The following is a 22,526-nucleotide window of genomic DNA, read 5'->3' on the forward strand; positions in this document are numbered from 1 at the left end:
ACGCAATCCGGCGCGCCCAGTCCGCACTCTTCTGACAACGGCTGGTGACGCCGTGCCCCGACGACAAGTGTTGCGCTGGACATCACCGACGGAGGCACGGGAGATGAAAAGAACGGGCGTTTTCCCCTCCTTAAGCTGCACCGTTTAAGGCCTGCCTCCGCAAGTTCAGGCGGGCGTATCAGTGATCAAGAGCGTGGAGCATGTGCGGGCCTATGCGACCCGCTATCGGGATATGTTCCTGATCCGGCTGCTGTCCGTGGCGGGCATCTTCGGTATCGCCCTGTGGCTGGCCCCCTGGCCGTGGGCGGTCAGCTTCGCCATCATCCAGATCATCCTCTACGTGCTGCTGTGGCGCGTGGTGGAAGCCGTGCGGCTGAACCCCGGGGCTGACGGCGCTTGGCGACGGCTGAAGACGCAGACGGAACTGCTCACCTTCTGCCTGGCGATGCACACCAGCCTGTTCGTGCTGGCGATGTGGAAGCTGGAGCCCCAACTGCTGCCGCAGGTCGCCATGCTGATCGCCGGGAACCTGATGGTCGGCGCGCTGCAGGTGCACGCCAGCGGGTTGAGCTTCATCGTCGCGGTGGTTCCGCCTTCCATCGCCATGGCCATCATCGGCTGGGGCGAGTTCGGCGACAATCCGGGGGTGCTGACCAGCCTGCTGCTGTTTATCCTGGGCGTCACCGGCGCCGCCTGGCGTCAGGCCACCAGCGACCGCGAGACGGTCGAGCTGTACGTCGATCTGACCCGGCGCTCGGACGAGCTGCGCGCCGCCCTGGACGAAACCCGCGCCGGACGCGAGGCGGCCGAGCAGGCCAACCGCGCCAAGTCCCGCTTCCTGGCCATGATCAGCCATGAAGTCCGCACCCCGCTGAATGTCATTCTCGGCATCGTCGAGGTGCTGCGCCGCAAGCGACGGGGCAAGGAGGAAGCCGGACTGGTCGAGGACATGGGAGACGCCGGAGGCATGCTGCTGCGTCTGCTCAACGGCGCGCTGGACCTGTCGCGGATCGAGTCGGGCCAGAGCGAGCCGAAGCTGGAGCCGGTGGACATCCGCGCCGTGGCGACCTCCATCGCCCGGGTCTGGCGCCTGCGCGGCGAGGAGCTGGGCCTGACGCTGGAGGTCGAGTGCCATGGCGCGCCGGAAGACTTCATCGTCGCCACCGACGCCGGCCGGATCGAGCAGGTGGTGATCAACCTGCTGTCCAACGCCCTGAAACTGACCCCCGCAGGCGTCATCCGCATCCGCGCCTTCGCCGCACCGCTGGACGGCGATCAGGTGGCGCTCTTGATCGAGGTCGAGGATCAGGGGCCGGGCGTGCCGGAGGACCAGCGCGCCCGCATCTTCCAGCCGTTCGAGCAACTGGAGGCCGGGCGGGCCGCGGGCGGCGCCGGACTGGGCCTCGCCATCTGCCGGGCCAATGTGGAAGGGCTGGGCGGCTCCATCGCCGTGACCGACGGCGCGGACGGCGGCGCCCTGTTCCGGGTCGAGCTTCCGGCTCGCCGCGCGGCACTGAAGGCGACCAGGGCGCCCGCCGCGGAGGTCCGCCCCCTGTCGGTGTTGGCCGCCGAGGATCACGAGGCCAACCGCCGCCTGCTGACCCTGCTGCTGGAGCAGTTCGGGGCGAAGGTGACGCTGGTCGAGAACGGCGCGGAGGCCGTCACGGCGGCCCGGGGCGGCGGCTTCGATCTGGTCCTGATGGACGTCATGATGCCGGTCATGGACGGGGTTCAGGCCCTGAGCGCCATCCGGGCGGAGGAGGCCTCGTCCGGCCGCCCCCGCCTGCCGATCCATATGCTGACCGCCAACGTCTTCGACGAGGACGTGGCCCGCTATCGGGCCGCGGGGGCGGACGGTGTTCTGCGCAAGCCCATCGAGATCGAGGCCCTGCACGGCGCCCTTGCGGGCGTGGCGGAAGCCGAAGCCGCCTAGCGGGGGCGGCCCAGCCCGTTGCGCCAGCCGGGCTCGGCCATCTCCGACACCGCCTGCCGGACGTCGGCGGGCCAGGCCTCGATCGCCATGTCGAAGGCGGTCCAGTCGCCGGCGAACAGCACCCGCGTCGCCTCCTCATAGCCGGGCCTGTCGCCCGCGATGGCGGTCATGAAGGCGTAGGTGGCATCCCGGGCGCGGCGCGCCAGCGTCGGCCCTTCGGTCTCCCTCAGCGCGGTCTCGACCAGCTTGCGCAGCGCCACCGAGGCCCCGCCCGGCTGGCTCGACAGCCAGTCCCAGTGACGCGGCAGCAGGGTCACCTCGCGCGGGGTGACGCCCAGCTTGGGACGCCCCGGCCCCCGCTTCCCTGGCTCCCCCTCCGGCGTGGACGCCAGCCGGGCCAGCGCCTCGTCGGCTGTCCCGCGCAGGTCCAGATCAATGACCTTGCCGGTGGCCGCGTCGAAGACCAGCACACCCAGACCGCCCTGCGCCGCGGCGTGGACCACCGGCAGGCCCTCGCCCAGAGGGCCGTGGGCCAAGAGCAGGTCGCCGGCGAAGGCGTAGACGGGCTGGGTCGGGGTGGCGGACATGGGGGCCTCGGGCGGCAGGGAGCGGCAGACACGATGTGATTTATCCGGGTAAAACCGGCCCGTCAATATTACCCGGATATAATTCAGGCCGGCACGCGACGAAGAACCCGCCATCGGCACGGAACTCCGGCCCCGCTTCCGCGCTGTGTCGGCATGGCCTCCCCGGCTCCGCATCATTCCAAGAGAACCCAATGACCGACCAGCGCATCGAAGGCATCGCCACTGAAATCGAGGGCAAGACCCAGTCCGGCCTCGGCCGTCTGACGGGCGACAGCAAACTCCAGTTCGACGGCAAGCTGAACGAAGTGAAGGGCAAGGCCCTGGACGCCTATGGCCGCGTCATCGACGGTCTGGACGGTCTGGTCGCCAAGGCGCCGGCCCAGTATCAGGACAAGGCCCGTCAGGGTCTGGACTTCGCCCGCCGCAAGCCCCTGCTGACCACCGGCATCGTAGCCGGCGCCCTGCTGGTGCTGGGCAGCCTGAGCGGCCGTCGCCGCTAGGAGTTCTCCCTCCCCTAACCGTTGTCGGCCGCCTGTGCGAACAGGCGGCCGATTTCGTCTGTGACCGCGCCGGGGCCGTCCAGTTCGACCACGGCGATGAGGCGTTCGGACCAGCTTTCCATCCGCGCCGGTGAAGACAGGCGCTCGGACGCCGACGGATCGAGCTTCAGTCCGAGCAAGGCCTTGCCGCCCTTCAGCGGACGGATGGCCGCGAACTGCACCGCGCGGGAGAAGCTTGTGTAGCCCTTGCGCTGACCCGAGATGACACCCTCCACCCCCGCCGTCTTGCGCTCGAGCGCCTCAAGGATGGCCAGCGACCGGGGCTCGGCCCAGAGGGCGGCGCGCAGGGCCTCGGCGTCATCCCAGCTCAGCTGATCGGCGGGTCGGGCCGCGTTGAGGATGTGGGCCGCATGGTTGGCGCCGATGCCGTAGGAGGCCTTCAGCCAGGCGGCCTGGGCCTTGGGCCGGGTCTCGGGGCAGCCCTTCTTCAGGATGTCCACCCAGACCGCCAGCGGGCGGCCGGTCCGGGCCTCGAAATTGGCCTCGACCGTCGCGAACCACTTCGTCTGACGCCCGGTCAGTCCCTTGTCGCCCATCTCAACCTCCCGAAAGCCAGGCGGCGAGGTTGGTCATGTACTGGCGGGTCTGGCGCAAGCCCTCGGGGTCACGGACCATGCCGTCGCCCGGCGGCTCGCTGACGAAGCTGGGGCAGCCTAGACGGGGATCCCAATTGTAGTCGGCGAAGTGGTGGAAGGTGCTCTGGGCCAGCCCCCTGCCCTTGCCTTCATCCTCGAAGGCGACGGCGATGTTGAAGGGCCGCTCGGTGACCTTGCTGACGCCGGTGGCGATCACCCGCGCGGACGCCCCGGCCGGCACGCCGATCCCGCCCTCGTGCGGGTGGGCCGGAAGACGGTCCAGCACCCCATCGCGGTCGCGCAACAGCGGGTGCGCTTCCCCAACCGCCCGGATCGCCTGCCAGTCGCCGTTGGCGCCGGAGTGATAGTTGGGGAAGTCGATGTAGCCGGTCGCCACATCGTCGCGGGCGTTCCGCGCGGGGTCCGGGTCCGGACTGCTGGAATGGAAGTAGTGGGCGGTGCCGACTTCGCCGAGCGAGCAGACGCAGGAGCCGAGATCCATGTGGTCCCGCGTGACCATCAGCCCGCCGCCCCGATCACGGAAGGCGCGGATGGCCGCGCACTCCTCGGCGTTCAGCCCGTCGCCGGTGTCGACCGCGAACAGCCAGAGTTGATCGTAGTCGCTGTCGGCCAGCGCCCCGATGACCGGGTCGGTCTGGCCTGCGGGCGTGGCGCGGTCACGGGCCGTGACCTCGACCCCGTCCAGCCCCGACAGATGGGCGGTCAGTTGCGAGAACCGGCCGATATGCCAGTCGTCCCCGAAGAACGGGATGGTGGTCTGCAGCAGGATTTTCATCTCGGCGGCCTCATCCGAAAAGGCTGATCCAGAACTTACGCAAGCGAGACTGAGGCGGAACAACTGGTCTGGGCGACGGAGCCGGAGGCAAGTGGGCAAAGCTTGTCCGCCATTCCTCGACCGCGCGCATGACGTCCTCCCCCAAGGTACGGGTAAGATCGCGCGCGGTGTAGGGCGAAGTCGGCAGCACGCCCGCCCCGCTTTGCTGAATGTCGGCGCTCAGCTCATCAAGAAAGAGACGACCTTCGCTGCGGAACCGTCCAAGCTCTTCACTATCAAGCGGGATCAGGACGGTGTGGCCGACGATGTGATGGTTGCAGTTCACATCCAGGTAGAGGCGCTGCCCCTCTTCCAGCAGAAACCAGGACGCGGGCGCGTGATCCAGAACTCTCAAAGCATCTCCCCCACAGTGGCCCCTCGATAGACGAAGGCCCCTGACATCGCTGCCAAGGGCCCCATCAGTTCTTGTGGCGCGCAGCCTACTCCGCCGCCTCGTCTTCCTTCACCTTGGCGGCCGGGCCGGTCGCGGGGGCGATGTCGAAGTCGATCTTGCCGTCCTTCAGCTGGACCTTGACGTGTCCGCCGCGGGTCAGGCGACCGAACAGGATGTCGTCCGCCAGGGGCTTCTTGATGTGCTCCTGGATGGTCCGGGCCAGCGGGCGGGCGCCGTACAGCTCGTCGAAGCCGTTCTTGGCCAGCCAGTCGGCGGCTTCGTCCGTCAGTTCGATGGTGATGTTGCGGTCGCCCAGCTGGGCTTCCAGCTGCATGACGAACTTGGACACCACCGACTTGATCGTCTCGGAGTCCAGCGCCTTGAACGCGACGATGGCGTCCAGACGGTTGCGGAACTCCGGCGCGAACAGGCGCTGGATGGCCTTGTCGTCCTCGCCCTCGACCTTGCCGCGACCGAAGCCGATGGCGGCCCGGGCGTTGTCGGCGGCGCCGGCGTTGGTGGTCATGATCAGGATGACGTTCCGGAAGTCGACCTTCTTGCCGACCGCGTCCGTCAGCACCCCGTTGTCCATCACCTGGAGCAGGATGTTGTAGATGTCCGGGTGCGCCTTCTCGATCTCGTCCAGCAGGACGACGGCGTGCGGGTGCTGGTCGACGGCGTCGGTCAGCAGGCCGCCCTGATCGTGACCGACGTAGCCCGGAGGGGCGCCGATCAGACGCGAGACGGTGTGCCGCTCCATGTACTCGGACATGTCGAAGCGCAGCATCTCGATGCCCAGGGTGGACGACAGCTGCTTGGCCACCTCGGTCTTGCCGACGCCGGTGGGGCCGGAGAACAGGAAGGCGCCGATGGGCTTGTTGGGGTCGCGCAGACCGGCGCGGGCCAGCTTCATCGCCGCCGAGACCTGATCGATCGCCGACTCCTGACCGAAGACGACGCGGTTCAGATCGGTCTGAAGCTCACGCAGGCTCTCGGTGTCGGACTTGGAGACCGACTTGGTCGGGATGCGGGCCATCTTGGCGATGACGGCCTCGACCTCCTTCTGGCCGATGACCTTCTTCCGCTTCGATTCCGGCACGAGCATCTGCGACGCCCCGGCCTCGTCGATCACATCGATGGCTTTGTCCGGCAGCTTGCGGTCGGTCATGTAGCGGGCCGACAGCTCCACCGCCGTGCGGATGGCGGCGTCGGTGTAGCGCAGCTTGTGGTGCGTCTCGTAGCTGGTCTTCAAACCCTTCAGGATCTTGATGGTGTCCTCGACCGTGGGCTCGTTGACGTCGATCTTCTGGAACCGTCGCACCAGGGCGCGGTCCTTCTCGAAATGCTGGCGGTACTCCTTGTAGGTGGTGGAGCCCATGCAGCGCAGTGAGCCCGACGCCAGCGCCGGCTTCAGCAGGTTGGACGCATCCATCGCCCCGCCGCTGGTCGCGCCGGCGCCGATGACGGTGTGGATCTCGTCGATGAAGAGGACCGCGTTCTCGTGGTTCTCCAGTTCCTTGACCACCTGCTTCAGGCGCTCCTCGAAGTCGCCGCGATAGCGGGTGCCCGCCAGCAGAGCGCCCATGTCGAGGCTGTAGATGGTGGCGCCTTCCAGCACCTCGGGCACTTCGTGATTGACGATCTTGCGCGCCAGACCTTCGGCGATGGCCGTCTTGCCGACGCCCGGATCACCGACCAGCAACGGATTGTTCTTGGTTCGGCGGCAAAGGATCTGGATCGAGCGTTCGACCTCGGCGTGACGGCCGATCAGGGGATCGATCTTGCCGTTGCGGGCCTTCTCGTTGAGATCGACGCAGTAGGCCTCGAGCGCCTCCCCGCCGGTCTTGGCGGCGGCGGCGTCCTCGGCGTCCTCGGGACCGGCGCCGGCGGCCTTGGCCGGACGGGTTTCGCCCGCGCCGGCCTTCTTGGCGATGCCGTGGGCGATGAAGTTGACCGCGTCGTACCGCGTCATGTCCTGCTCCTGCAGGAAGTAGGCGGCGTGGCTTTCGCGCTCGGAGAAGATGGCGACCAGCACATTGGCGCCCGAGACTTCCTCGCGGCCCGACGACTGCACATGGATCACCGCGCGCTGGATCACGCGCTGGAAGCCGGCGGTCGGTTTGGCGTCGTCGCCGTCCGAAGTCGCCAGCGCGGCCAGATCGGTGTCGACGTAAAGGGTCAGGGCGGTCTTGAGCGCGGTCAGTTCGACGTTGCACGCCGTCATCACATTGGCGGCGTCCGGATCGTCGATCAGCGCCAGCAGCAGGTGCTCAAGCGTCGCGTACTCGTGACGGCGCTCGTTCGCATAGTGCACCGCGCGGTGCAGGGTTTCTTCGAGAGGACGGGAAAATGAAGGCATAGGGAGGTTCCTCTCAGTCCTTTTCCATCGTGCATTGCAGAGGATGCTGGTGACGGCGCGCCGTCTCGACCACCTGGGCGACCTTGGTTTCGGCCACTTCGTAGGTGAAGACGCCGCACACCCCGACGCCATGCTGATGCACATGCAGCATGATGCGGGTCGCGTCCTCGCGGCTCTTCTGGAAGAACCGCTCCAGCACGTAGATGACGAACTCCATCGGCGTGTAGTCGTCATTCAGGATCAGCACCCGATACAGCGAGGGCTTCTGAAGCTTCGGCTTTGTTTCGGTGATCGTGGCGGAGCCGGAGCCCTGACCCTGATCGCCGATCTTTCGTGACGGCGGCATTCGTTGTCCGATGTGGGGGAGTCGGATGGACAGATGGGAACTGTCCGATGGTTTTCCAGATGCGGCAAGTCACAGCTTTCTGTTCGGCCGCGATCAGAAGGCTCCTTCTCGACCCGACGCGGCCTGGCATTTGAGTGGCCCGCGGGCCGTCGGCCCTTCGGGACCTCCCGACCCGACGCGGGCTGGCGCTTCGCGCGGGCTCCCTCACCGTCATCCGCCGTTCCGGTGGTGGAAAGCGAACACCACCCCGTCCGGCGGGAAGATGTGCACTCGGAAAAAAATGGAGTGCACATCGTGCACTTTTTCCCGTGAGGCGAGCGATGCGGGAACAACTCAACCAGTGGAGAGAGCGAGCAGCGGCGATGTCAAAGACCGGAGGACAGTCTGGCATGCTGGTGCGTCAAATTTGGACATAAGCCGCGATGTTCCCCCTCCCATCGGGAGAGGGCGTGTGTGGGATGACCGAAGTTTCACGGGACATCGGCCGCAGCGCGGGTCAGCGTCGGGCGTCTTCATCCGGAGTGACCCGATGCTGTTCCCCGCCCTGCTGGCCGCCCTCGCCCTGCAAGCCGCGCCTGCGATCCCGGACCAGCCCGCCCTGACCGATACCCTGCGGGCGCGGGACGCGACCCTGTTCCGGGTGATGTTCGACGAGTGCGATCCGGCGGCGCTGTCGGACCTCGTGACCGGCGATCTGGAATTCTATCACGACAAGGGCGGCGCCATGCTGGGGCGGGAGGTCTTCGTGGAGGACTATCGTCGAAGCTGCGAGACGAAGAAGGCTCCCGACGCGTACCGCTCACGCCGGGTGCTGGTCCCGGAGACCTTCCGGGTGCAGGCCATACCCGGATACGGCGCGGTCGCGGAAGGGCAGCACCTGTTCTACGAACGGCAGGGCGAAGGCCCGCAGAGCCTCGTCGGCCGCGCCCGTTTCGTCGTCCTGTGGAAGCTGGAGGCGGACGGCCAGTGGCGCATGGCCCGGACGTTCAGCCTCGACCACGCGGCGGCGAGCGAGTGAACGCAAAAGGCCCCGGCGTTTCCACCGGGGCCTTCGCAACGCTTACTTCTGAAGTCAGAACGCCTCAGCGGGCGGCCTGGAACTTCTCGACCGAGGCGGTGACGCGCTCGTTGATCGGCTTGAAGCTGTCCTTCACCGAGGCGGTGAAGACGTCGGTCATCTTCGAGACTTCCGACAGATAGGTCTCGGCGGCCGACTTGGCCCACGAGGTCTGCAGCTCGATCAGTTCCTGGACCGAGCGGGCCGAGGCCAGCGACTGGGCGGCGGCGACGCCGTCTTCCCAGCTCTTCTTGCCATAGGCCAGCGAGGCGGCCGACAGGGTCTCGGCGCCCTTCTGGGCGGCGGTGGCCGAAGCGACCAGCGCCTCGACGTTCTTCTTGCCCTCGGCGTTCAGCTCGGCAAGGCCGGCGACCGACTTGTCGACGCCTTCACGGAATGCCTTGGCGCCGGCGGCCTGGAACTTTTCAGCCTGGGCGGTGGTCTTCTCGACGGTCGCCTTGGCGGTTTCGACGGTCTTCTTCACGGTTTCGGCGCTGTCGGCCATGGGAGTGTCTCCTGAACCTTGGGCGGCGGGGGCCGCTGGTGAATTTTTCCGCGACGGATGAAGCCATCGCGACGTCGCTCATATGGTGCAAGTGCGAAAAGCGGTCAAGGGTTCATTGTGCACTGCACAAAAACTTCATCAAACGCCGTTACCGCCACGCTTCACAAAGTCGTTGACGGGTCGTTTACCCTCATGAAACCCCGTCCACGCGATGGTAGCCTTTATCTTCAGCGTCACGCCGGGGGGCCGTCGTCGCGCTATCGGATCGAGGCTCGCTTGCGTCTGACCACACTGCTCCGCCGGGGATGGCTGTCGCTGGTGATGATCGCCGTCATGATGGCGACGCCCGTCAGCGCGCCGGTCACGACGGCCGAGGCCCAGGTGAACCCGGCCTACGCCTCCATCGTCGTGGACGCCGAGACCGGCGAGGTGCTGTTCGCCCGCTATGCCGACAATCGCCGCTACCCGGCGTCGGTGACCAAGGTGATGACCCTGTATCTGGCGTTCGAGGCCCTGGCCGCGGGCCGCGCGCGGCTGGACGATGTGATCACCGTCTCACCCCGCGCCGCCAGCCAGCCGCCGTCCAAGCTGGGCCTGGGCGCCGGCCAGACCATCACGCTGGAAGACGCGATCAAGGCGACCGCCGTGCGCAGCGCCAACGACATGGCGGTGGCCATCGCCGAGCATATCAGCGGTTCGGAAGCCCGCTTCACCGCCCAGATGACGCTGAAGGCGCAGGAGTTGGGCATGACCCACACGCGCTATGTGAACGCCAACGGCCTGCCGGACGCCCGCCAGCTGACCACGGCGCGCGATCTGGCCATCCTGGGCCGGGCGGTGATGCGGGATTATCCGCAATACTATCGCTTCCTGGGTATCCATGACTGGGTCTATGGCGGCCGGACCTACACCAACACCAACGGCCTGCTGCGCACCGGCGGCGGCTATGACGGAATGAAGACCGGCCTGACCAACGCCTCGGGCTCGAACATCATGGCCTCGGCGGTGCGGGACGGGAAACGCCTGATCACCGTGGTGCTGGGCGGCCAGTCCTCCGCGAGCCGCAACGCCCACGTCGCCGCCCTGACCGACACTGGCTTCGAGGTGATGCGCCTGCGCCGGTCCGGCCAGCAGATCCAGGTGGCGCAGCTGTTCTTCGAGCAGCGGGGCTTCGGCAACGTCCCGGCCGCGCCCGGAGCGCCCTCGCCTTCCCCGTCGGGCGCACCGGTCCAGTACGCGACGGTCAATGACGACAATGACGACGAGGGGATAACGGCCATCCTCAACGGCGGCGTCGCTCCGACCGCGCCCCGTCCCGTGGTGCCTCGCGCCGCGCCTCCGGCCCGCACGCCGCCGCGTCCCGCGCGTGAGCCCGCCGGTCGCTGGACCGTGCAGGTCGGCGCCTTCCGCGACGAGACGGTGGCCCGCAACTGGCTGACCGAGGTCAGCCGCCGCTACAGCCGACAGTTCGCCAACGCCGAGCGCACGGTGCAGAACGCCTCGGGCTGGTATCGTTCGCGCTTCACCGGCATGACCGAAGCGGGCGCCCGCGCCGCCTGCGAAGCCCTGGCCGAGCGCCGTTGGGACTGCACGGTGATCCGGCCGGAGTAGGCGCGGGGCCGACGCATCGCCCGAAGCCTTGCTCCCCGGCCGCTTTTCCCCTATACGCGCCCGCTTTCCAGGGCCTCGGTCCCGGCGCGGAGCTCCAAAGGGTTCGGGAAGTCATCCCGGCCGCCGCCTCGGGAACCATCGTGGAACGGACTGAACCCGGTCCGCCCGCGCCGACGTCCACAAGGGAGAATACCGCATGGCTCTTTACGAGCACACGGTCATGACGCGCCAGGATATCTCGGCGCAGCAGGCCGAAGCGCTGAACGACACCATCAAGACTCTGATCGAACAAGCCGGCGGCGTTGTCGCCAAGATCGAGTACTGGGGTCTGCGCAACCTGACCTACCGCGTGAAGAAGAACCGCAAGGCTCACTATTCGCTGCTGGCCGTCGACGCCCCTCCGGCCGCCATGGCCGAAGTCGAGCGTCAGCTGTCGATCAACGAAGACGTGCTGCGCTGGCTGACCGTCCGCGTCGAGGAACTCGACCTGGAACTGTCGCCGCTGCTGGCCCGTCGTGAACGTGAACGCGAACGTGAGCGTGAGCGCGGTCCCCGCGAAGACGCCGCGGTCGAAGCGTAAGGAACCCGGAACATGACCGATACCACCGCCCCGACCCCGGGCGCGCCGGCCGGCTCCGGCCCCGCCCGTCGCCCGTTCTTCCGTCGCCGCAAGGTGTGCCCGTTCTCCGGCCCGAACGCGCCGAAGATCGACTACAAGGACGTCAAGCTGCTGCAACGCTACATCAGCGAGCGCGGCAAGATCGTTCCGTCGCGCATCACGGCTGTCTCCCAGAAGAAGCAACGCGAGCTGGCCAAGGCCATCAAGCGCGCGCGCTACCTGGCCCTCCTGCCCTACGTGGTGAAGTAAGATGAAGGTCGTTCTGCTGGAACGCGTCGATAACCTCGGCGCCATCGGCGACGTCGTCACTGTCAAGGACGGCTTCGCTCGCAACTTCCTTCTGCCGCGCGACAAGGCCCGCCGGGCCACCGCCGCCAACCTGAAGGCCTTCGAACTCGACCGCGCCGCCATCGAGCAGCGCAACGAGAAGAACAAGGCCGACGCGCAGAAGGTCGCCGACAAGATCGACGGCCAGACCTACGTGATGATCCGTCAGGCCGGTGAAACCGGTCAGCTGTACGGTTCGGTCGCCGGTCGCGACGTCGCTGAAGCCGTTCAGGCTGAAGGCGGCAAGGTCGAGCGTTCGCAAGTCGTGCTCAACACGGCGATCAAGACGCTGGGCGTCCACGAGGTGCTGGTTCGCCTGCACGCCGAGGTCTCGGCCACCGTCAAGATCAACGTCGCCCGTTCGGCTGAAGAAGCCGAGCGTCAAGCCAAGGGCGAGGACGTGATCAAGTCGGCATACGAAGAAGACCGTGAAGCCGCCGCCGAACAGGCCGCGGACATGGTCGCCGGCGGCGCCGGCCAACAGGACGGTCTGGGCTCCGAAGCCTAACACCGTTACTGATGCCTGAAAGACACGGCGGCGTGGGGGAAGCCCCGCGCCGCCGAACTTTTTTCAGGCCCGTCCTTGACGCATTTATGACGCACCGCAATATCGGAACAGCTCATCGAGACCGGCTGAGGGATAGGCCCTTTGACGTCGGGGCAACCTGCGGACCGTCCGTAAGGTGCCAACTCCTTCGGGACCCCTCCCCGGGTCGCGGCAGATGAGAGGCCGGTCCCAGCCGGACTCCCACCATCTGTCACCGCAGGCGTTCCTGATCGAGCAGGAGACGACAATGCGTGCTGACAAGACCTACGCCCTGACCGCTCTCGCCGCCGATGTCCGCGCGCCGCGCCACCTTATGTGTCGCACCGGGTCCATGCGATGTCGCCGTTCGCTGTAATCGGCTGACCCGCCGGGCCTCCCGCCCGAACAGAACATCAGAAATCGCCAGCCCGGACCCCCGGTGATCGCCGCGCGCGACACCGACCGGGCGCCTGCGCCTCATCGAGAAGAGACTGTCATGACCACCACCACCCGCGTCCGCGCCACCCTGTTCGCCGCCGCCTCGGCCACCGCCCTGCTGGCCGGCGCCGCGCAGGCGCAGGCGCAGACCGCCCCGCAATCCACCCAGCCCGATGCGACCGAGATCGACGAGGTCGTCGTCACCGGCACCCGCGCCCCCAACCGCTCGCGGCTGGACACCCTCGCCCCGGTCGACGTGGTCACCCAGGAAGACCTGCAGAACCGGGGCACCACCGAACTGGCCGCCGCGCTGGCGCAGTCCGTTCCCTCGCTGACCTTCCAGCGGCCCGCCGTGGTGGACGGCACGGACTCGATCCGTCCGGCCACCCTGCGCGGCCTGTCGCCGGACCAGACGCTGGTGCTGGTGAACGGCACGCGCCGTCACGCCTCGGCGCTGGTCAACGTCAACGGCTCGGTCGGCCGCGGCTCTGCGGCGGTGGACCTGAACACCATCCCGTCCGGCGCGCTGGACCGTGTCGAGGTGCTGCGTGACGGCGCCTCGGCCCAGTACGGGTCAGACGCCATCGCCGGGGTGATCAACCTTCGTCTGCGACAGGCGGACCACGGCGGCGGCGCGACGATCACTCTGGGTCAGTACTACACCACCGTCGATACCGCCCGCGCTCCGGGGCGCGACGAGCAGGACGGCGGCACCATCACCGCCTCGGCCTGGCAGGGCTTTGGTCTGGGCGACGGCGGCTATCTGACGCTGAGCGCCGAATACCTGCAACGCGACCCGACCAACCGTTCCGACCTCGATCCGCGCGTGACGCCCAATGCTGTCACCGCCCGCTTCGGTGATCCGGAGGTCGAGCAGTGGACCGTCTTCGCCAACGCCGGCGCCCCGCTCGGCAACGGCTGGGAGGCCTATGGCTGGGCCGGCTATCAGGACCGCGACAGCGAAAGCGCCGCCTTCCCGCGCCTCGCCTCGAACGTGAACAATGTCGCCGCCATCTATCCCAACGGCTTCCTGCCCAAGATCGCCATCAACTCGCAGGACGTGTCGCTGGCCGGGGGCCTGCGCGGCTCGATCGGCGGCTGGGACGCGGATGTGAACCTCGTTTACGGCCGCAACGCCCTGGACTTCCGCACCGAGGACTCGCTGAACGCCACCTATGGCGCGGCCTCGCCGACCAGCTTCGATTCCGGCGCGCTGATCTATGACCAGCTGGTGCTGGGCGCGGATGTCTCGCGCCAGTTCGATGTGGGCCTGTACGCCCCGCTGAACGTCGCCGCCGGTCTGGAGGCCCGTCGCGAGACCTATGAGATCCAGGCCGGTCAGGCGGAGTCCTGGGATCGCGGTCCGTTGGGCGGGAACACCGCGCTGGCGGGCGGCGCCCAGGGCTTTGTCGGCTTCCAGCCGTCGAACGAGGTGGATGAGGACCGCACCGCCGTCGGCGTCTATGTCGATGTCGAGGCCCCGATCACCGAACAGTTCACCATCGCCGGCGCCGTGCGGTTCGAGGACTATTCCGACTTCGGCAACTCCACGACGGGCAAGATCTCGGCTCGTTACGACTTCACCCCGTGGTTCGCCCTGCGCGGTTCGGCCTCGACGGGCTTCCGCGCGCCGTCGCTGCAGCAGTCCTACTTCACCTCGACCAGCTCGGTGATCCAGAGCGGCGCCGTCGTGGAGACCGGCACCTTCCCGGCCACCAGCACGGTCGCGACCCTGCTGGGCGCCCAGCCGCTGGATGCCGAAACCTCGGTCAACTACACCCTCGGCGCGGTCTTCCGCTTCGGCGACTTCAACCTGACGATCGACGCCTACCAGATCGACATCGAGGACCAGATCGTCCTGTCGGAGCTGATCAACCGCAGCTTCAGCCCGCAGGTCGCCTCGCTGCTGGACCCGCTGGGCGTGCAAGCCGCGCGCTTCTTCCTGAACGGCGTGGACACCACGACCAAGGGCGTGGACGTGGTCGGCCGCTACCGCCTGAGCGACGACACCTATGGCGACTGGGACTTCACCGTGGCCGCCAACTTCAACGATGTGGAGGTCACGCGCCTGCCGACCTCGTCGTCGGTGCTGAGCCCGGTGCCGCCGCTGTTCGCCCGCAGCCGCGTCCTGACCATCGAGGAAGGCACGCCGGACACCAAGGTGTCGGGCACGACCGACTGGAGCTATGGCCGCTGGGGCATCACCGCCCGCGCGACCTATTACGCCAGCGTGCTGCAACCGGGCACGACGGCGGCCGCGGACTATTCGACCGGCGACAAGGTGGTCGCGGACTTCGAGGGGCGGTTCAAGCCGAACGACCGGGTCACCCTGGCGCTGGGCGTCGACAACGCGTTTGACGAATACCCGGACGCGGTGCCGGCGACGCTGAACAGCAACGGCGTGCTGGGCTTCCCCTTCTACTCGCCGTTCGGCTTCAACGGGCGCTTCGTCTATGCCCGCATCGGCCTGAACTGGTGATCGGATGAACGTCGGTCCCCGGGAGCGCGCCGCGCTTTCGGGGACGGCGACTCAGTTTCAAGGCATGGTCGTGTCGGCCTCACCCGCCTAGAGTGCAGGAAGGAGGGGCTCGCCCCCTCGGCTTCGGGGGAGTTTTCAATGCGGCTCATCATGCTGACTCTCAGCGCGCTGTGCGCGGGCGTGACGGGCTGCGCGACGACGGCGCCCCGCCCGACCTCGTCAGAGGTCGCCCTGATCGCCTGGTCGCGCCCTGACGCCGGTTGTGATTTCGAGAACCCGGTTCGGGAAGGCGCACTGGCGATCACCACCGACAGGACCGAGGCGGCTGTCGTTCGTGTTCGGTCAGATGAGGCGTCGAGCGCCACCTACATGGTCCGGAACGCCCAGATTTTGTATCGGCCCACAGCAGGGGACCGCTTCTGTCTCGCTGTCCTGCGCGGCCCGACCCTGGGGTCACAAGGACGCTGTGTTCGGATTTGACGCGCGGTTCCTGGACGGCTTTCGGGCGGAGATCGCCCCGGCCTATTCCCGACTGGACCAGCCGCTGTTCAGCCGCCGGGGCGCGGGCGATGCAAACGTCAACATCGCCTTCGTCACAGGCCTCAAGCTGGGAAGCGAACGACGCCGGACCGCGAATGTGAGCTTCGATCTGGGTCCGGTCGGGTCGAACGCAAGCCCGAGGTCAGGCGCGCCCGTGATCCTCGAACTGCCCGAGCCCGGATCACAGGAAACAACGGAGCTGGCAGCCATTATCCGGGAGGCAGGCCGCGGTCAGTCATCGGTCATCCCCGCCGATCTTATCGACCGGGCGCTGACGGAAAGCACTCGATGGGATTGATCGGGGACGATCCCGTCCCTGCCCCGCTCCCGGCGAGAACACCCTGCCGATGGTTCCGCTGGAGACCTGAAGTCATCCGTCGTTGAAAAAGGTCGGCGCGAGCGTTGCCATCGGCGGTCTCCGACCCTAACTGGACGGTCGGAGACCTCCCCCTATGCTTCGTTTCGCGTCGGCCCTCGGGCTCGCCCTGTTCCTTTCGCTTGCCGCCTTCACCGCCGCCGAGGCCATGACGGTGCGCGAGTTCCTGTCCATCGCCGACCGCCTGCCGCAGAACGCCACCGCGGCCCTGCGCCCAGACGGCCGCCGCCTGATCAACGAGGTCTCGACCTCGGTGCACGCGGTTCGCAACGCCCAGTTCGCCGACCAGAGGGCCGGGCGTCGGCCAGCCTACTGCATTCCGTCGCGCGGCACCGGCATCACGCCGGAGGGCCTGCTGGCCCGCTTCCGCGCCCTGCCGCAGGCCCGCCGCGACATGACGGTTCAGCAGGCGATCCGTGAGTGGATGATCGAGCGCTGGCCCTGCGGCGCGTGATCGTTAACTGATCCGTTTGCGGAATTCGGGACTGCCCACAGCCCCGGCGAATTGTCCCCGGCAACCGATACGACCAACAATGACGCAGGCCGCGTGTAAGGGCATGACATCATGACCATGAACGCCTTCGCTCCCTCCGCCTTCAACGACACGCCTTCGGTCGCGTCCCTGCCGCACAACCTCGAGGCCGAGCAGGCGCTGCTCGGCTCGCTGATGTTCGACAATGCGGTGTTTGAGCGGCTGAGCGACCGCCTGCGCGGCGCCCATTTCTACGAACCCTTCCACCAGCGCCTGTACGACGCGATCGAGGATCACATCCGGCAGGGCCTGCTGGCCGAGCCGACCATCCTGATGGAGCGGTTCAAGCAGGACCCGGCGTTCCAGGAATTCGGCGGTCTGCGCTATCTGGCCGATCTGGTCGACCGCGCCCCGCCCGCCGCCAATGCGCCCGACTATGCCCGCGTGGTCTATGATCTGGCCCTGCGCCGCGACCTGATCCGCATCGGCGGCGAGATCATCAGGGACGCCCCCGACCCCGAGCGTCCGGCCGAGGACCAGATCGAACAGGCCGAACAGACCCTGTATTCGCTGGCCGAGACGGGCAAGCCGTCGTCGGGCTTCGTCAGCTTCTCCCACGCCCTGTCGGGCGCCGTGCAGATGGCGGCGGAGGCCTATCAGCGCGACGGCAAACTGGCCGGTCTGGCGACCCAGCTGGACGATCTGGACCAGAAGCTGGGCGGCCTGCACCCCTCCGACCTGCTGATCCTCGCGGGCCGTCCGTCGATGGGCAAGACGGCGCTGGCCACCAACATCGCGTTCAACGTGGCGCGCAGCTATCGCTGGGAGCCGACGCCGGAGGGCCGCAAGACGGTCTCGGGCGGGGTGGTCGCGTTCTACTCGCTGGAAATGAGCGCCGAACAACTGGCCATGCGTATGCTGGCCGACGCCTCGGGCGTGTCGTCGGACAAGCTGCGCAAGGGCGAGATCGACGCCTCGGACTTCGGCAAGATCCGCGACGCGGCGGTCGAGATCGGCGAAAGCCCCCTCTACATCGACGCCACCGGCGGTCTGTCGATCTCCAAGCTGGCCGCGCGCGCGCGCCGCCTGAAGCGGATGGAGCACGGGCTGGACCTGATCATCGTCGACTACCTGCAGCTGGTGACCACCGGCGAGAACAGCCAGAAGAACCGCGTGCAGGAAGTGTCCGAGATCACCGGCGGCCTGAAGGCGCTGGCCAAGGAACTGTCGGTGCCGATCATCGCCCTGTCGCAGCTGTCGCGTCAGGTCGAGCAGCGCGAGGACAAGCGGCCCCAGCTGTCCGACCTTCGTGAATCGGGCTCGATCGAGCAGGACGCCGACTGCGTGATGTTCGTGTACCGCGAGAGCTACTACCTGGGCCGCGCCGAGCCCAAGGAAGGCACCGAGGAACACCTGAACTGGCAGCAGGAGATGGACCGGCTGGAGCATCAGGCCGAAGTCGTCATCGGCAAGCAGCGTCACGGCCCCATCGGCATCGTGAAACTGGCGTTCGACGCCAACACCACCCGCTTCGGCAACCTGGCGCATGGGCAGGGCGGGTACAACAGCGACTACGGGGACTGATCGGCGCCATTGAAGGCGCGGCGAAGCTCAGCCATAGGTTTCCTCTGTAACGGGGGATTCCTGATGAAGAAGATCGCTTGCGTGCTCGCCGCGCTGAGCCTCGGCGCGTGCGCGTCCGACGCCACCTTCGCCCGCCATATGACGGCGGAGCAGATCACGCAGATGGGCGCCACGCCGGTCGCGGTCACGGACAACAACTTCGGTCTGTCCCCTACGTGGCCTTCGTCAAACAACAGCATGTCGGGCGCGGCAGGCCAGATGTCTCAGGGGCTCAGCGGGCTTGGAGCCGGCCTTCTGGTGGGTGGCGTAATCGCCATGATGGAAGCCGACACCCATCGACGGGCTGTTCAGAACGCCGATGAGCTTGAGACGATCTTCACCGCCGAAACGCTGAACCGGGCGATGGAACAGACCTTCCGTGATCTGTCCGGCCGCCCGATGGATGGATCGATTACGGTCTCGGACGTCTCAAGGGTTCAGAAGGTCACCCACCCCGAAGGACTGAACGACACGATCGAGATCATCACGATCTACAATATGTCGGACTACTCCAACGGTATCCGGATCATGTCGGAAGTCACCTACCGCGACGCGGCGGGCGTCCAGGTCTACAAGAACCTCTTCACCTACTACTCCGCCGAGCTTCAGGCGCCGGAATTGACCCCGGAGGTCCGAGCCTCTCTGGTCGCCGCCATTACCCGCCGCGCCAGCCGGGCGACCGGGGCCATTCCGACCAGCGGCACCACTGCCGGGGTCGATTACATCCGGGATATCCGCGACGCCCGCGACGACTTCCTGACCCGCGCTGAAAAGAGCATCCTTGTTTCAGAACAGTGGCTTCAGAACGATGGCGCGATGCTGCGCGCCGAAATCGCCAACGCCCACAGCCTGATCGCCCGCTACGCGATGCTGGACATCAACCGGGCTGTTGACCCCACCGGGGCGCAGCCGCCCGTGGGCGGCATTGAAACCCTGCCCGATGGCAGGATTGTCGAGCAGGTCGGGGACGGCTTCATGGCCGGAACCTATGTGTTCCGCCCCGCCGGCGCGACATTAAAGGCGTCGTTCTCGGGTCCGATCGCGCTGTCGAGAAATCAGACCAGCCGAAACTACTGGCTGCTGGAAAGCCTGAAAAGCCGCTAGGCCTCACCGCATCTCCACCCGTCGCGCCCCCGCCGGGATGGCCAGCTCGCCGTTCACAAAAGCCGCCGCGCGGCCGTCGATGCGGACGGTCGCCGGCGGGGTCTCGCCGGCGGGCCACGGAACGATGAAGCCGCCCGGAGGCGTGACGCCGGGCTCCAGCGTCAGGAGATAGCCCCGGCGGTCGGCGCGGAAGCTGTAGGTCAGCGGGCCGTAAGCCGTGCGGACGGCGCGGACGCCGACGCCCTCCCCGGCCAGCCAGCGGGTCGGGACGCCCGCCGCCAGCACCAGCGCATTGTCGCGGTCCCGCTCATAGACCAGCATGTCCATGACCGAGCGGATGTAGTCCGAGCTGATCCACGCATGGGGCATGTCGCCGATGAAGCGGGGCTCGCGTTCCTCGCGGCCCACGACCTCGGCCCAGCCGTTCCAGGCCCGCGGGCGGATGTCGGCGAAGTAGAAGTCCAGCGCGCGGATCGCCTCCTCGCGCCGCCCCAGTCGAACCATGGCCCCGACGTTGCGCAACTCGTACGGGGTGTAGTCCTTCCACGCCTGACGGTTCTCCTGCCGGGCGGTGAAGTTGTCCCACCACTTGTCGAAGGTGCCTTGCAGCAGCTCGGGCGGCAGGTCGTCGATCAGGCCGCCGGGGGACAGGCCGATGGTGGTCGAGGTGGCGTCGAAATCACCCCGGTCGGCGGCGCCGGCGATCCAGTCGATGCCGTGGACGCGGGCCGTAGCGGTGATCGAGGCGATGATGTCGGCCTTGAACTGGGCCTCGGCGGCGCGGAAGCGGGCGGCGGCCTCGGCGTCGCCCAGCGTCTCGGCGATGAAGACGGCGTCGGCGTAGCCACGCAGGCCCCAGAAGTCGTCCCAGTAGGAATAGGCCGGACGGTCGGAATACCCCTCATGGCTGATGGTCGGGGGCAGAAGGCCGAACAGGTGGCGCTTGTCCGCCGCCTCGAACTCGGGCGTGCGGGTCGAGGCGCGCAGCTCGTCCATGTAGCGGATGGCGCCCTGCACCTGCGGCCAGGTCGCGCGCAGCAGCTCCAGATCGCCGGTGTAGCGATACGTCTCGGCGGCGAGGAAGACGAACTCGCCGTGGCTGTCGTTCTCGGGCACCGGATCGGCGCCGCGGCTGTCGACGCAGCAGGGCACCTTGCCGTTGTCGAAGACGTAGGGCGCGAACCAGCGCAGATAGTCGGCGGACAGGTCGGCGTGACCCAGCCGGTTCAGCCCCTCGGCCATCATGGCCCCGTCGCGAATCCAGCTGCGGTTATAGCTGCGCGTGCCCGGCTGCAGGATCGGCCCCTGACGCGACATCAGCATATGGGCGAGCGAAGACTTCATCACCGCCTCGACCGGGCCCGCCTCGGGCGGCAGGGTGACGTCGAAGCGGTCGAGCTTCTCGCGCCATTGGGCGGCGGTTTCGGCCTGACGCGCGATGAAGAAGGCGGCGGGATCGTCCGCGCCCCGGGTGTCATAGAAATACAGATGGTCCCGCGTGAGCGGCGACATGAAGCCGAAGGTCCGCGTTTCGCCGGGCGCGAGCGTCACCTCATAGACGAAGGCGCTCGAGGCCAGACCGGTCGGATCGACGACCGTGCGACCACTGGTCCGGCCGGACGCCAGCAGGCTTTGCGGGTCCGACCCGGCGGCGAAGGTGGAGGCGACGTAGCGGTCGGGCGTCACGATGGGGCGAACCGAGGCGCCGCCCGGGAGCGGCAGCACCCCGTGGTCCTGCCAGGTCATGCCCTCAAGGGGGGCCACGCCGCCGGGGGTGGTCAGGAACTGGCGCGGGCCGTTGACCTGGAACGGGCGCGCGGCGAGCGCCAGCGTCAACGTCCGGGGACGGTCCGAAGTGTTGCTCAGGTCATAGCGGCCGTAGAGGGACGGCGGACGCCGCCCGCCCTCGGTGAAGGCCGTGGTTTTCAGGGTCCAGCCGTCGCCCGTCCAAAGCACCGACGGAATAGGCAGGTCGCCGTCCGCCTGTGACTGGGTGATGTTGACGTCGGCCCAGGTGATCAGCCGCCCGTTCTCAAGGATGAAGGGCTCGATGGTCTGACCGCCGCGACGCAGTTCGATGGCGCCGTCCTCGCTGATCAGGCCGCTTTCGCCGCCGCCATCCAGGCCAACGAGGGTCCAGTAGGGCTGCTCGCCGTGGAAGCCGCGTGGATAGAGGCCGCGACGGCTCTCGGCCGCCACCGCCATCATGAAGCTGGTCGGCGTCTCGCCGAAGGACAGGGGCTCGATCTCAAGGCCGGTCAGGGCGTAGGCGTTGGCCGCCAACTGCCCCAGCCGCTGGCCCGCGCCCGCCTGACCGACGACGCCGCTCTCGTCGCGGGGCGTCAGCAGATCGAGACGCAGCCAGCGAGCCGAGGCCTCGGGTGTACGCAGCCAGTCGGTCCCGCCGTTGCCGTCGGTGACCGAAGCCAGCTCGCGCCAGTCGCGCCCGTCGGACGAGGCCATCAGGCGATAGGCGGACGCCGCCATGCGATCCGCCCAACGCAGGGTCAGGCCGCCGAACTCGCGCTCATAGCCGAGATCCAGGGTCAGGCTTTGCTCGCCCGCAACGGTCGACTTCCAGGAGGTCAGTGGATCGTCGTCCACGGCCCGTGCGGCGACATTCAGCCCGTCCTCGCTGGAGGCGCTTGCGACCGGACGCGGCGCGACCGACGGCTCGGGCGGCAGTTCGCGCAGTTCGAGCTGGTCGATCTCCAGCCAGCCGCGCCCGCCCTGCCCCGCCGTGACCACGAACTCGATCCGGGCGGCGCCGCGGAAGGTGCGGTCGGGCTCAGGGCCCCACGCCCAGATGATCTGGCGCTTCTTGATGACGTAGCGGGTCCACTCACCCTGCGCCTCGAAGCTCTGGATCTGGCGCCAGTGGACGTTCTCGCCCGAGGCGTCGGTGAACTTGATCTCCAGAGTATTGGGCAGCATCTCGCCGCGCGCCCAGAAGCTGATCTCGTAGTTGTCGGGCACGCGCAGATCGAGGGCGCGAGCGGCGAAGGCGTAGCCCGAACGGCCGTTGAAGTCGTAGCTCAGCCGCATCGCCTTGCCGTCATGGCCGGGGACTTCGGACACGGCGGACGAGACATCGGTGGAGGCGTCCGCGGTCCACGGGGTCAAGGTCTCGAAGGCGTCGAGGGGGCGTGCGGCCCCGTTCTGGATCTGGGCGTGAGCGGCCGTCGCCAGAGCGAGGGCGGCGGTGGTGGCCAGCAGGAAGGTGCGCATAACTCAACTCCATCGTTCCTCCCCTTCAGGGG

General features: G+C 67.8%; 21 protein-coding genes and 1 riboswitch. Of the genes, 13 read left to right on the top strand and 8 right to left on the bottom strand.

Annotated features, from left to right (window positions below):
• The first annotated feature begins 181 nt into the window (after nucleotides 1-181).
• Nucleotides 182-1,933, top strand: coding sequence for an ATP-binding protein (locus tag ACODRV_RS08100; protein WP_205750878.1), 1,752 nt, complete (start codon nucleotides 182-184; stop codon nucleotides 1,931-1,933).
• On the opposite strand, the gene ACODRV_RS08105 is transcribed toward ACODRV_RS08100, so the two are convergent.
• On the bottom strand, nucleotides 1,930-2,520 hold the full coding sequence (locus ACODRV_RS08105) for a DUF2239 family protein (RefSeq protein WP_141626385.1): 591 nt from the start codon (nucleotides 2,518-2,520) through the stop codon (nucleotides 1,930-1,932). The two genes, ACODRV_RS08100 and ACODRV_RS08105, sit on opposite strands and share 4 nt — an antisense overlap.
• 191 nt (nucleotides 2,521-2,711) lie before the next feature.
• On the opposite strand from ACODRV_RS08105, the gene ACODRV_RS08110 reads away from it, so the two are divergent.
• The gene (locus ACODRV_RS08110) at nucleotides 2,712-3,020 is read left to right on the top strand and encodes a CsbD family protein (protein ID WP_141626384.1); all 309 of its coding nucleotides are present in this window, start codon (nucleotides 2,712-2,714) and stop codon (nucleotides 3,018-3,020) included.
• Between the two features lie 14 nt (nucleotides 3,021-3,034).
• Here the strand turns inward: ACODRV_RS08110 and ACODRV_RS08115 are convergent, their stop codons facing one another.
• The 5 genes from ACODRV_RS08115 to clpS all read right to left on the bottom strand — a co-directional run bounded on the left by ACODRV_RS08115 (nucleotide 3,035) and on the right by clpS (nucleotide 7,589).
• Nucleotides 3,035-3,616 carry a DUF4287 domain-containing protein gene (locus ACODRV_RS08115; RefSeq protein WP_141626383.1) on the bottom strand — a complete coding sequence of 194 codons (582 nt, stop codon included), beginning with the start codon at nucleotides 3,614-3,616 and terminating at the stop codon, nucleotides 3,035-3,037.
• Nucleotide 3,617: 1 nt separating this feature from the next.
• On the bottom strand, nucleotides 3,618-4,451 hold the full coding sequence (locus ACODRV_RS08120) for a hypothetical protein (RefSeq protein WP_141626382.1): 834 nt from the start codon (nucleotides 4,449-4,451) through the stop codon (nucleotides 3,618-3,620).
• A gap of 10 nt (nucleotides 4,452-4,461) precedes the next feature.
• The gene (locus ACODRV_RS08125; protein WP_141626381.1) at nucleotides 4,462-4,845 is read right to left on the bottom strand and encodes a hypothetical protein; all 384 of its coding nucleotides are present in this window, start codon (nucleotides 4,843-4,845) and stop codon (nucleotides 4,462-4,464) included.
• An 85-nt stretch (nucleotides 4,846-4,930) separates the two neighbouring features.
• Nucleotides 4,931-7,243: an ATP-dependent Clp protease ATP-binding subunit ClpA gene (gene clpA / locus ACODRV_RS08130; protein ID WP_488907985.1), complete on the bottom strand. Its 2,313-nt coding sequence runs from the start codon at nucleotides 7,241-7,243 to the stop codon at nucleotides 4,931-4,933.
• Nucleotides 7,244-7,256: 13 nt separating this feature from the next.
• Nucleotides 7,257-7,589 (bottom strand): ATP-dependent Clp protease adapter ClpS, encoded by a 333-nt coding sequence (gene clpS / locus ACODRV_RS08135; protein ID WP_141626379.1) that lies wholly within the window; start codon nucleotides 7,587-7,589, stop codon nucleotides 7,257-7,259.
• Between the two features lie 529 nt (nucleotides 7,590-8,118).
• Here clpS and ACODRV_RS08140 point away from each other — a divergent pair.
• On the top strand, nucleotides 8,119-8,607 hold the full coding sequence (locus ACODRV_RS08140) for a nuclear transport factor 2 family protein (RefSeq protein ID WP_141626378.1): 489 nt from the start codon (nucleotides 8,119-8,121) through the stop codon (nucleotides 8,605-8,607).
• A gap of 64 nt (nucleotides 8,608-8,671) precedes the next feature.
• On the opposite strand, the gene ACODRV_RS08145 is transcribed toward ACODRV_RS08140, so the two are convergent.
• Nucleotides 8,672-9,151: a phasin family protein gene (locus tag ACODRV_RS08145; RefSeq protein ID WP_141626377.1), complete on the bottom strand. Its 480-nt coding sequence runs from the start codon at nucleotides 9,149-9,151 to the stop codon at nucleotides 8,672-8,674.
• Nucleotides 9,152-9,427: 276 nt separating this feature from the next.
• Here ACODRV_RS08145 and ACODRV_RS08150 point away from each other — a divergent pair, with 276 nt between their 5' ends.
• From ACODRV_RS08150 to ACODRV_RS08195, 10 genes are all read left to right on the top strand, one after another.
• Nucleotides 9,428-10,762: a serine hydrolase gene (locus ACODRV_RS08150; protein WP_488907986.1), complete on the top strand. Its 1,335-nt coding sequence runs from the start codon at nucleotides 9,428-9,430 to the stop codon at nucleotides 10,760-10,762.
• A gap of 196 nt (nucleotides 10,763-10,958) precedes the next feature.
• Nucleotides 10,959-11,342: a 30S ribosomal protein S6 gene (rpsF, locus tag ACODRV_RS08155; protein ID WP_141626376.1), complete on the top strand. Its 384-nt coding sequence runs from the start codon at nucleotides 10,959-10,961 to the stop codon at nucleotides 11,340-11,342.
• A gap of 12 nt (nucleotides 11,343-11,354) precedes the next feature.
• Nucleotides 11,355-11,630: a 30S ribosomal protein S18 gene (rpsR, locus tag ACODRV_RS08160; protein WP_092311918.1), complete on the top strand. Its 276-nt coding sequence runs from the start codon at nucleotides 11,355-11,357 to the stop codon at nucleotides 11,628-11,630.
• A 1-nt stretch (nucleotide 11,631) separates the two neighbouring features.
• The gene (gene rplI, locus ACODRV_RS08165) at nucleotides 11,632-12,216 is read left to right on the top strand and encodes a 50S ribosomal protein L9 (RefSeq protein WP_141626375.1); all 585 of its coding nucleotides are present in this window, start codon (nucleotides 11,632-11,634) and stop codon (nucleotides 12,214-12,216) included.
• A 109-nt stretch (nucleotides 12,217-12,325) separates the two neighbouring features.
• Nucleotides 12,326-12,437: riboswitch (SAM riboswitch) on the top strand.
• A 293-nt stretch (nucleotides 12,438-12,730) separates the two neighbouring features.
• The gene (locus ACODRV_RS08170; protein ID WP_488907987.1) at nucleotides 12,731-15,151 is read left to right on the top strand and encodes a TonB-dependent receptor plug domain-containing protein; all 2,421 of its coding nucleotides are present in this window, start codon (nucleotides 12,731-12,733) and stop codon (nucleotides 15,149-15,151) included.
• 138 nt (nucleotides 15,152-15,289) lie between these two features.
• Nucleotides 15,290-15,631: a hypothetical protein gene (locus tag ACODRV_RS08175; RefSeq protein ID WP_141626373.1), complete on the top strand. Its 342-nt coding sequence runs from the start codon at nucleotides 15,290-15,292 to the stop codon at nucleotides 15,629-15,631.
• On the top strand, nucleotides 15,618-15,989 hold the full coding sequence (locus ACODRV_RS08180) for a hypothetical protein (RefSeq protein WP_488907988.1): 372 nt from the start codon (nucleotides 15,618-15,620) through the stop codon (nucleotides 15,987-15,989). Before ACODRV_RS08175 ends, ACODRV_RS08180 begins: the two co-directional genes overlap by 14 nt.
• A 154-nt stretch (nucleotides 15,990-16,143) precedes the next feature.
• The gene (locus tag ACODRV_RS08185) at nucleotides 16,144-16,521 is read left to right on the top strand and encodes a hypothetical protein (protein WP_141626371.1); all 378 of its coding nucleotides are present in this window, start codon (nucleotides 16,144-16,146) and stop codon (nucleotides 16,519-16,521) included.
• Between the two features lie 117 nt (nucleotides 16,522-16,638).
• On the top strand, nucleotides 16,639-18,123 hold the full coding sequence (locus ACODRV_RS08190) for a replicative DNA helicase (protein WP_141628257.1): 1,485 nt from the start codon (nucleotides 16,639-16,641) through the stop codon (nucleotides 18,121-18,123).
• A 63-nt stretch (nucleotides 18,124-18,186) separates the two neighbouring features.
• Nucleotides 18,187-19,266, top strand: a complete 1,080-nt coding sequence (locus tag ACODRV_RS08195) for a hypothetical protein (protein ID WP_488907989.1) — start codon at nucleotides 18,187-18,189, stop codon at nucleotides 19,264-19,266.
• A gap of 3 nt (nucleotides 19,267-19,269) precedes the next feature.
• Here ACODRV_RS08195 and ACODRV_RS08200 read toward each other — a convergent pair whose 3' ends face one another.
• The gene (locus ACODRV_RS08200; RefSeq protein ID WP_488907990.1) at nucleotides 19,270-22,494 is read right to left on the bottom strand and encodes a discoidin domain-containing protein; all 3,225 of its coding nucleotides are present in this window, start codon (nucleotides 22,492-22,494) and stop codon (nucleotides 19,270-19,272) included.
• Nucleotides 22,495-22,526 lie beyond the last annotated feature (32 nt).

The sequence above is a fragment of the Brevundimonas sp. FG8 genome (assembly GCF_057808845.1).

Coding starts and splice junctions, on each gene's coding strand:
- ACODRV_RS08105 (WP_141626385.1), bottom strand. CDS start 2,520: ATGTCCGCCACCCCGACCCAGCCCGTCTACGCCTTCGCCGGCGACCTG.
- ACODRV_RS08110 (WP_141626384.1), top strand. CDS start 2,712: ATGACCGACCAGCGCATCGAAGGCATCGCCACTGAAATCGAGGGCAAG.
- ACODRV_RS08115 (WP_141626383.1), bottom strand. CDS start 3,616: ATGGGCGACAAGGGACTGACCGGGCGTCAGACGAAGTGGTTCGCGACG.
- ACODRV_RS08120 (WP_141626382.1), bottom strand. CDS start 4,451: ATGAAAATCCTGCTGCAGACCACCATCCCGTTCTTCGGGGACGACTGG.
- clpA (WP_488907985.1), bottom strand. CDS start 7,243: ATGCCTTCATTTTCCCGTCCTCTCGAAGAAACCCTGCACCGCGCGGTG.
- clpS (WP_141626379.1), bottom strand. CDS start 7,589: ATGCCGCCGTCACGAAAGATCGGCGATCAGGGTCAGGGCTCCGGCTCC.
- ACODRV_RS08140 (WP_141626378.1), top strand. CDS start 8,119: ATGCTGTTCCCCGCCCTGCTGGCCGCCCTCGCCCTGCAAGCCGCGCCT.
- ACODRV_RS08145 (WP_141626377.1), bottom strand. CDS start 9,151: ATGGCCGACAGCGCCGAAACCGTGAAGAAGACCGTCGAAACCGCCAAG.
- rpsF (WP_141626376.1), top strand. CDS start 10,959: ATGGCTCTTTACGAGCACACGGTCATGACGCGCCAGGATATCTCGGCG.
- rpsR (WP_092311918.1), top strand. CDS start 11,355: ATGACCGATACCACCGCCCCGACCCCGGGCGCGCCGGCCGGCTCCGGC.
- rplI (WP_141626375.1), top strand. CDS start 11,632: ATGAAGGTCGTTCTGCTGGAACGCGTCGATAACCTCGGCGCCATCGGC.
- ACODRV_RS08170 (WP_488907987.1), top strand. CDS start 12,731: ATGACCACCACCACCCGCGTCCGCGCCACCCTGTTCGCCGCCGCCTCG.
- ACODRV_RS08175 (WP_141626373.1), top strand. CDS start 15,290: ATGCGGCTCATCATGCTGACTCTCAGCGCGCTGTGCGCGGGCGTGACG.
- ACODRV_RS08185 (WP_141626371.1), top strand. CDS start 16,144: ATGCTTCGTTTCGCGTCGGCCCTCGGGCTCGCCCTGTTCCTTTCGCTT.
- ACODRV_RS08190 (WP_141628257.1), top strand. CDS start 16,639: ATGAACGCCTTCGCTCCCTCCGCCTTCAACGACACGCCTTCGGTCGCG.
- ACODRV_RS08195 (WP_488907989.1), top strand. CDS start 18,187: ATGAAGAAGATCGCTTGCGTGCTCGCCGCGCTGAGCCTCGGCGCGTGC.
- ACODRV_RS08200 (WP_488907990.1), bottom strand. CDS start 22,494: ATGCGCACCTTCCTGCTGGCCACCACCGCCGCCCTCGCTCTGGCGACG.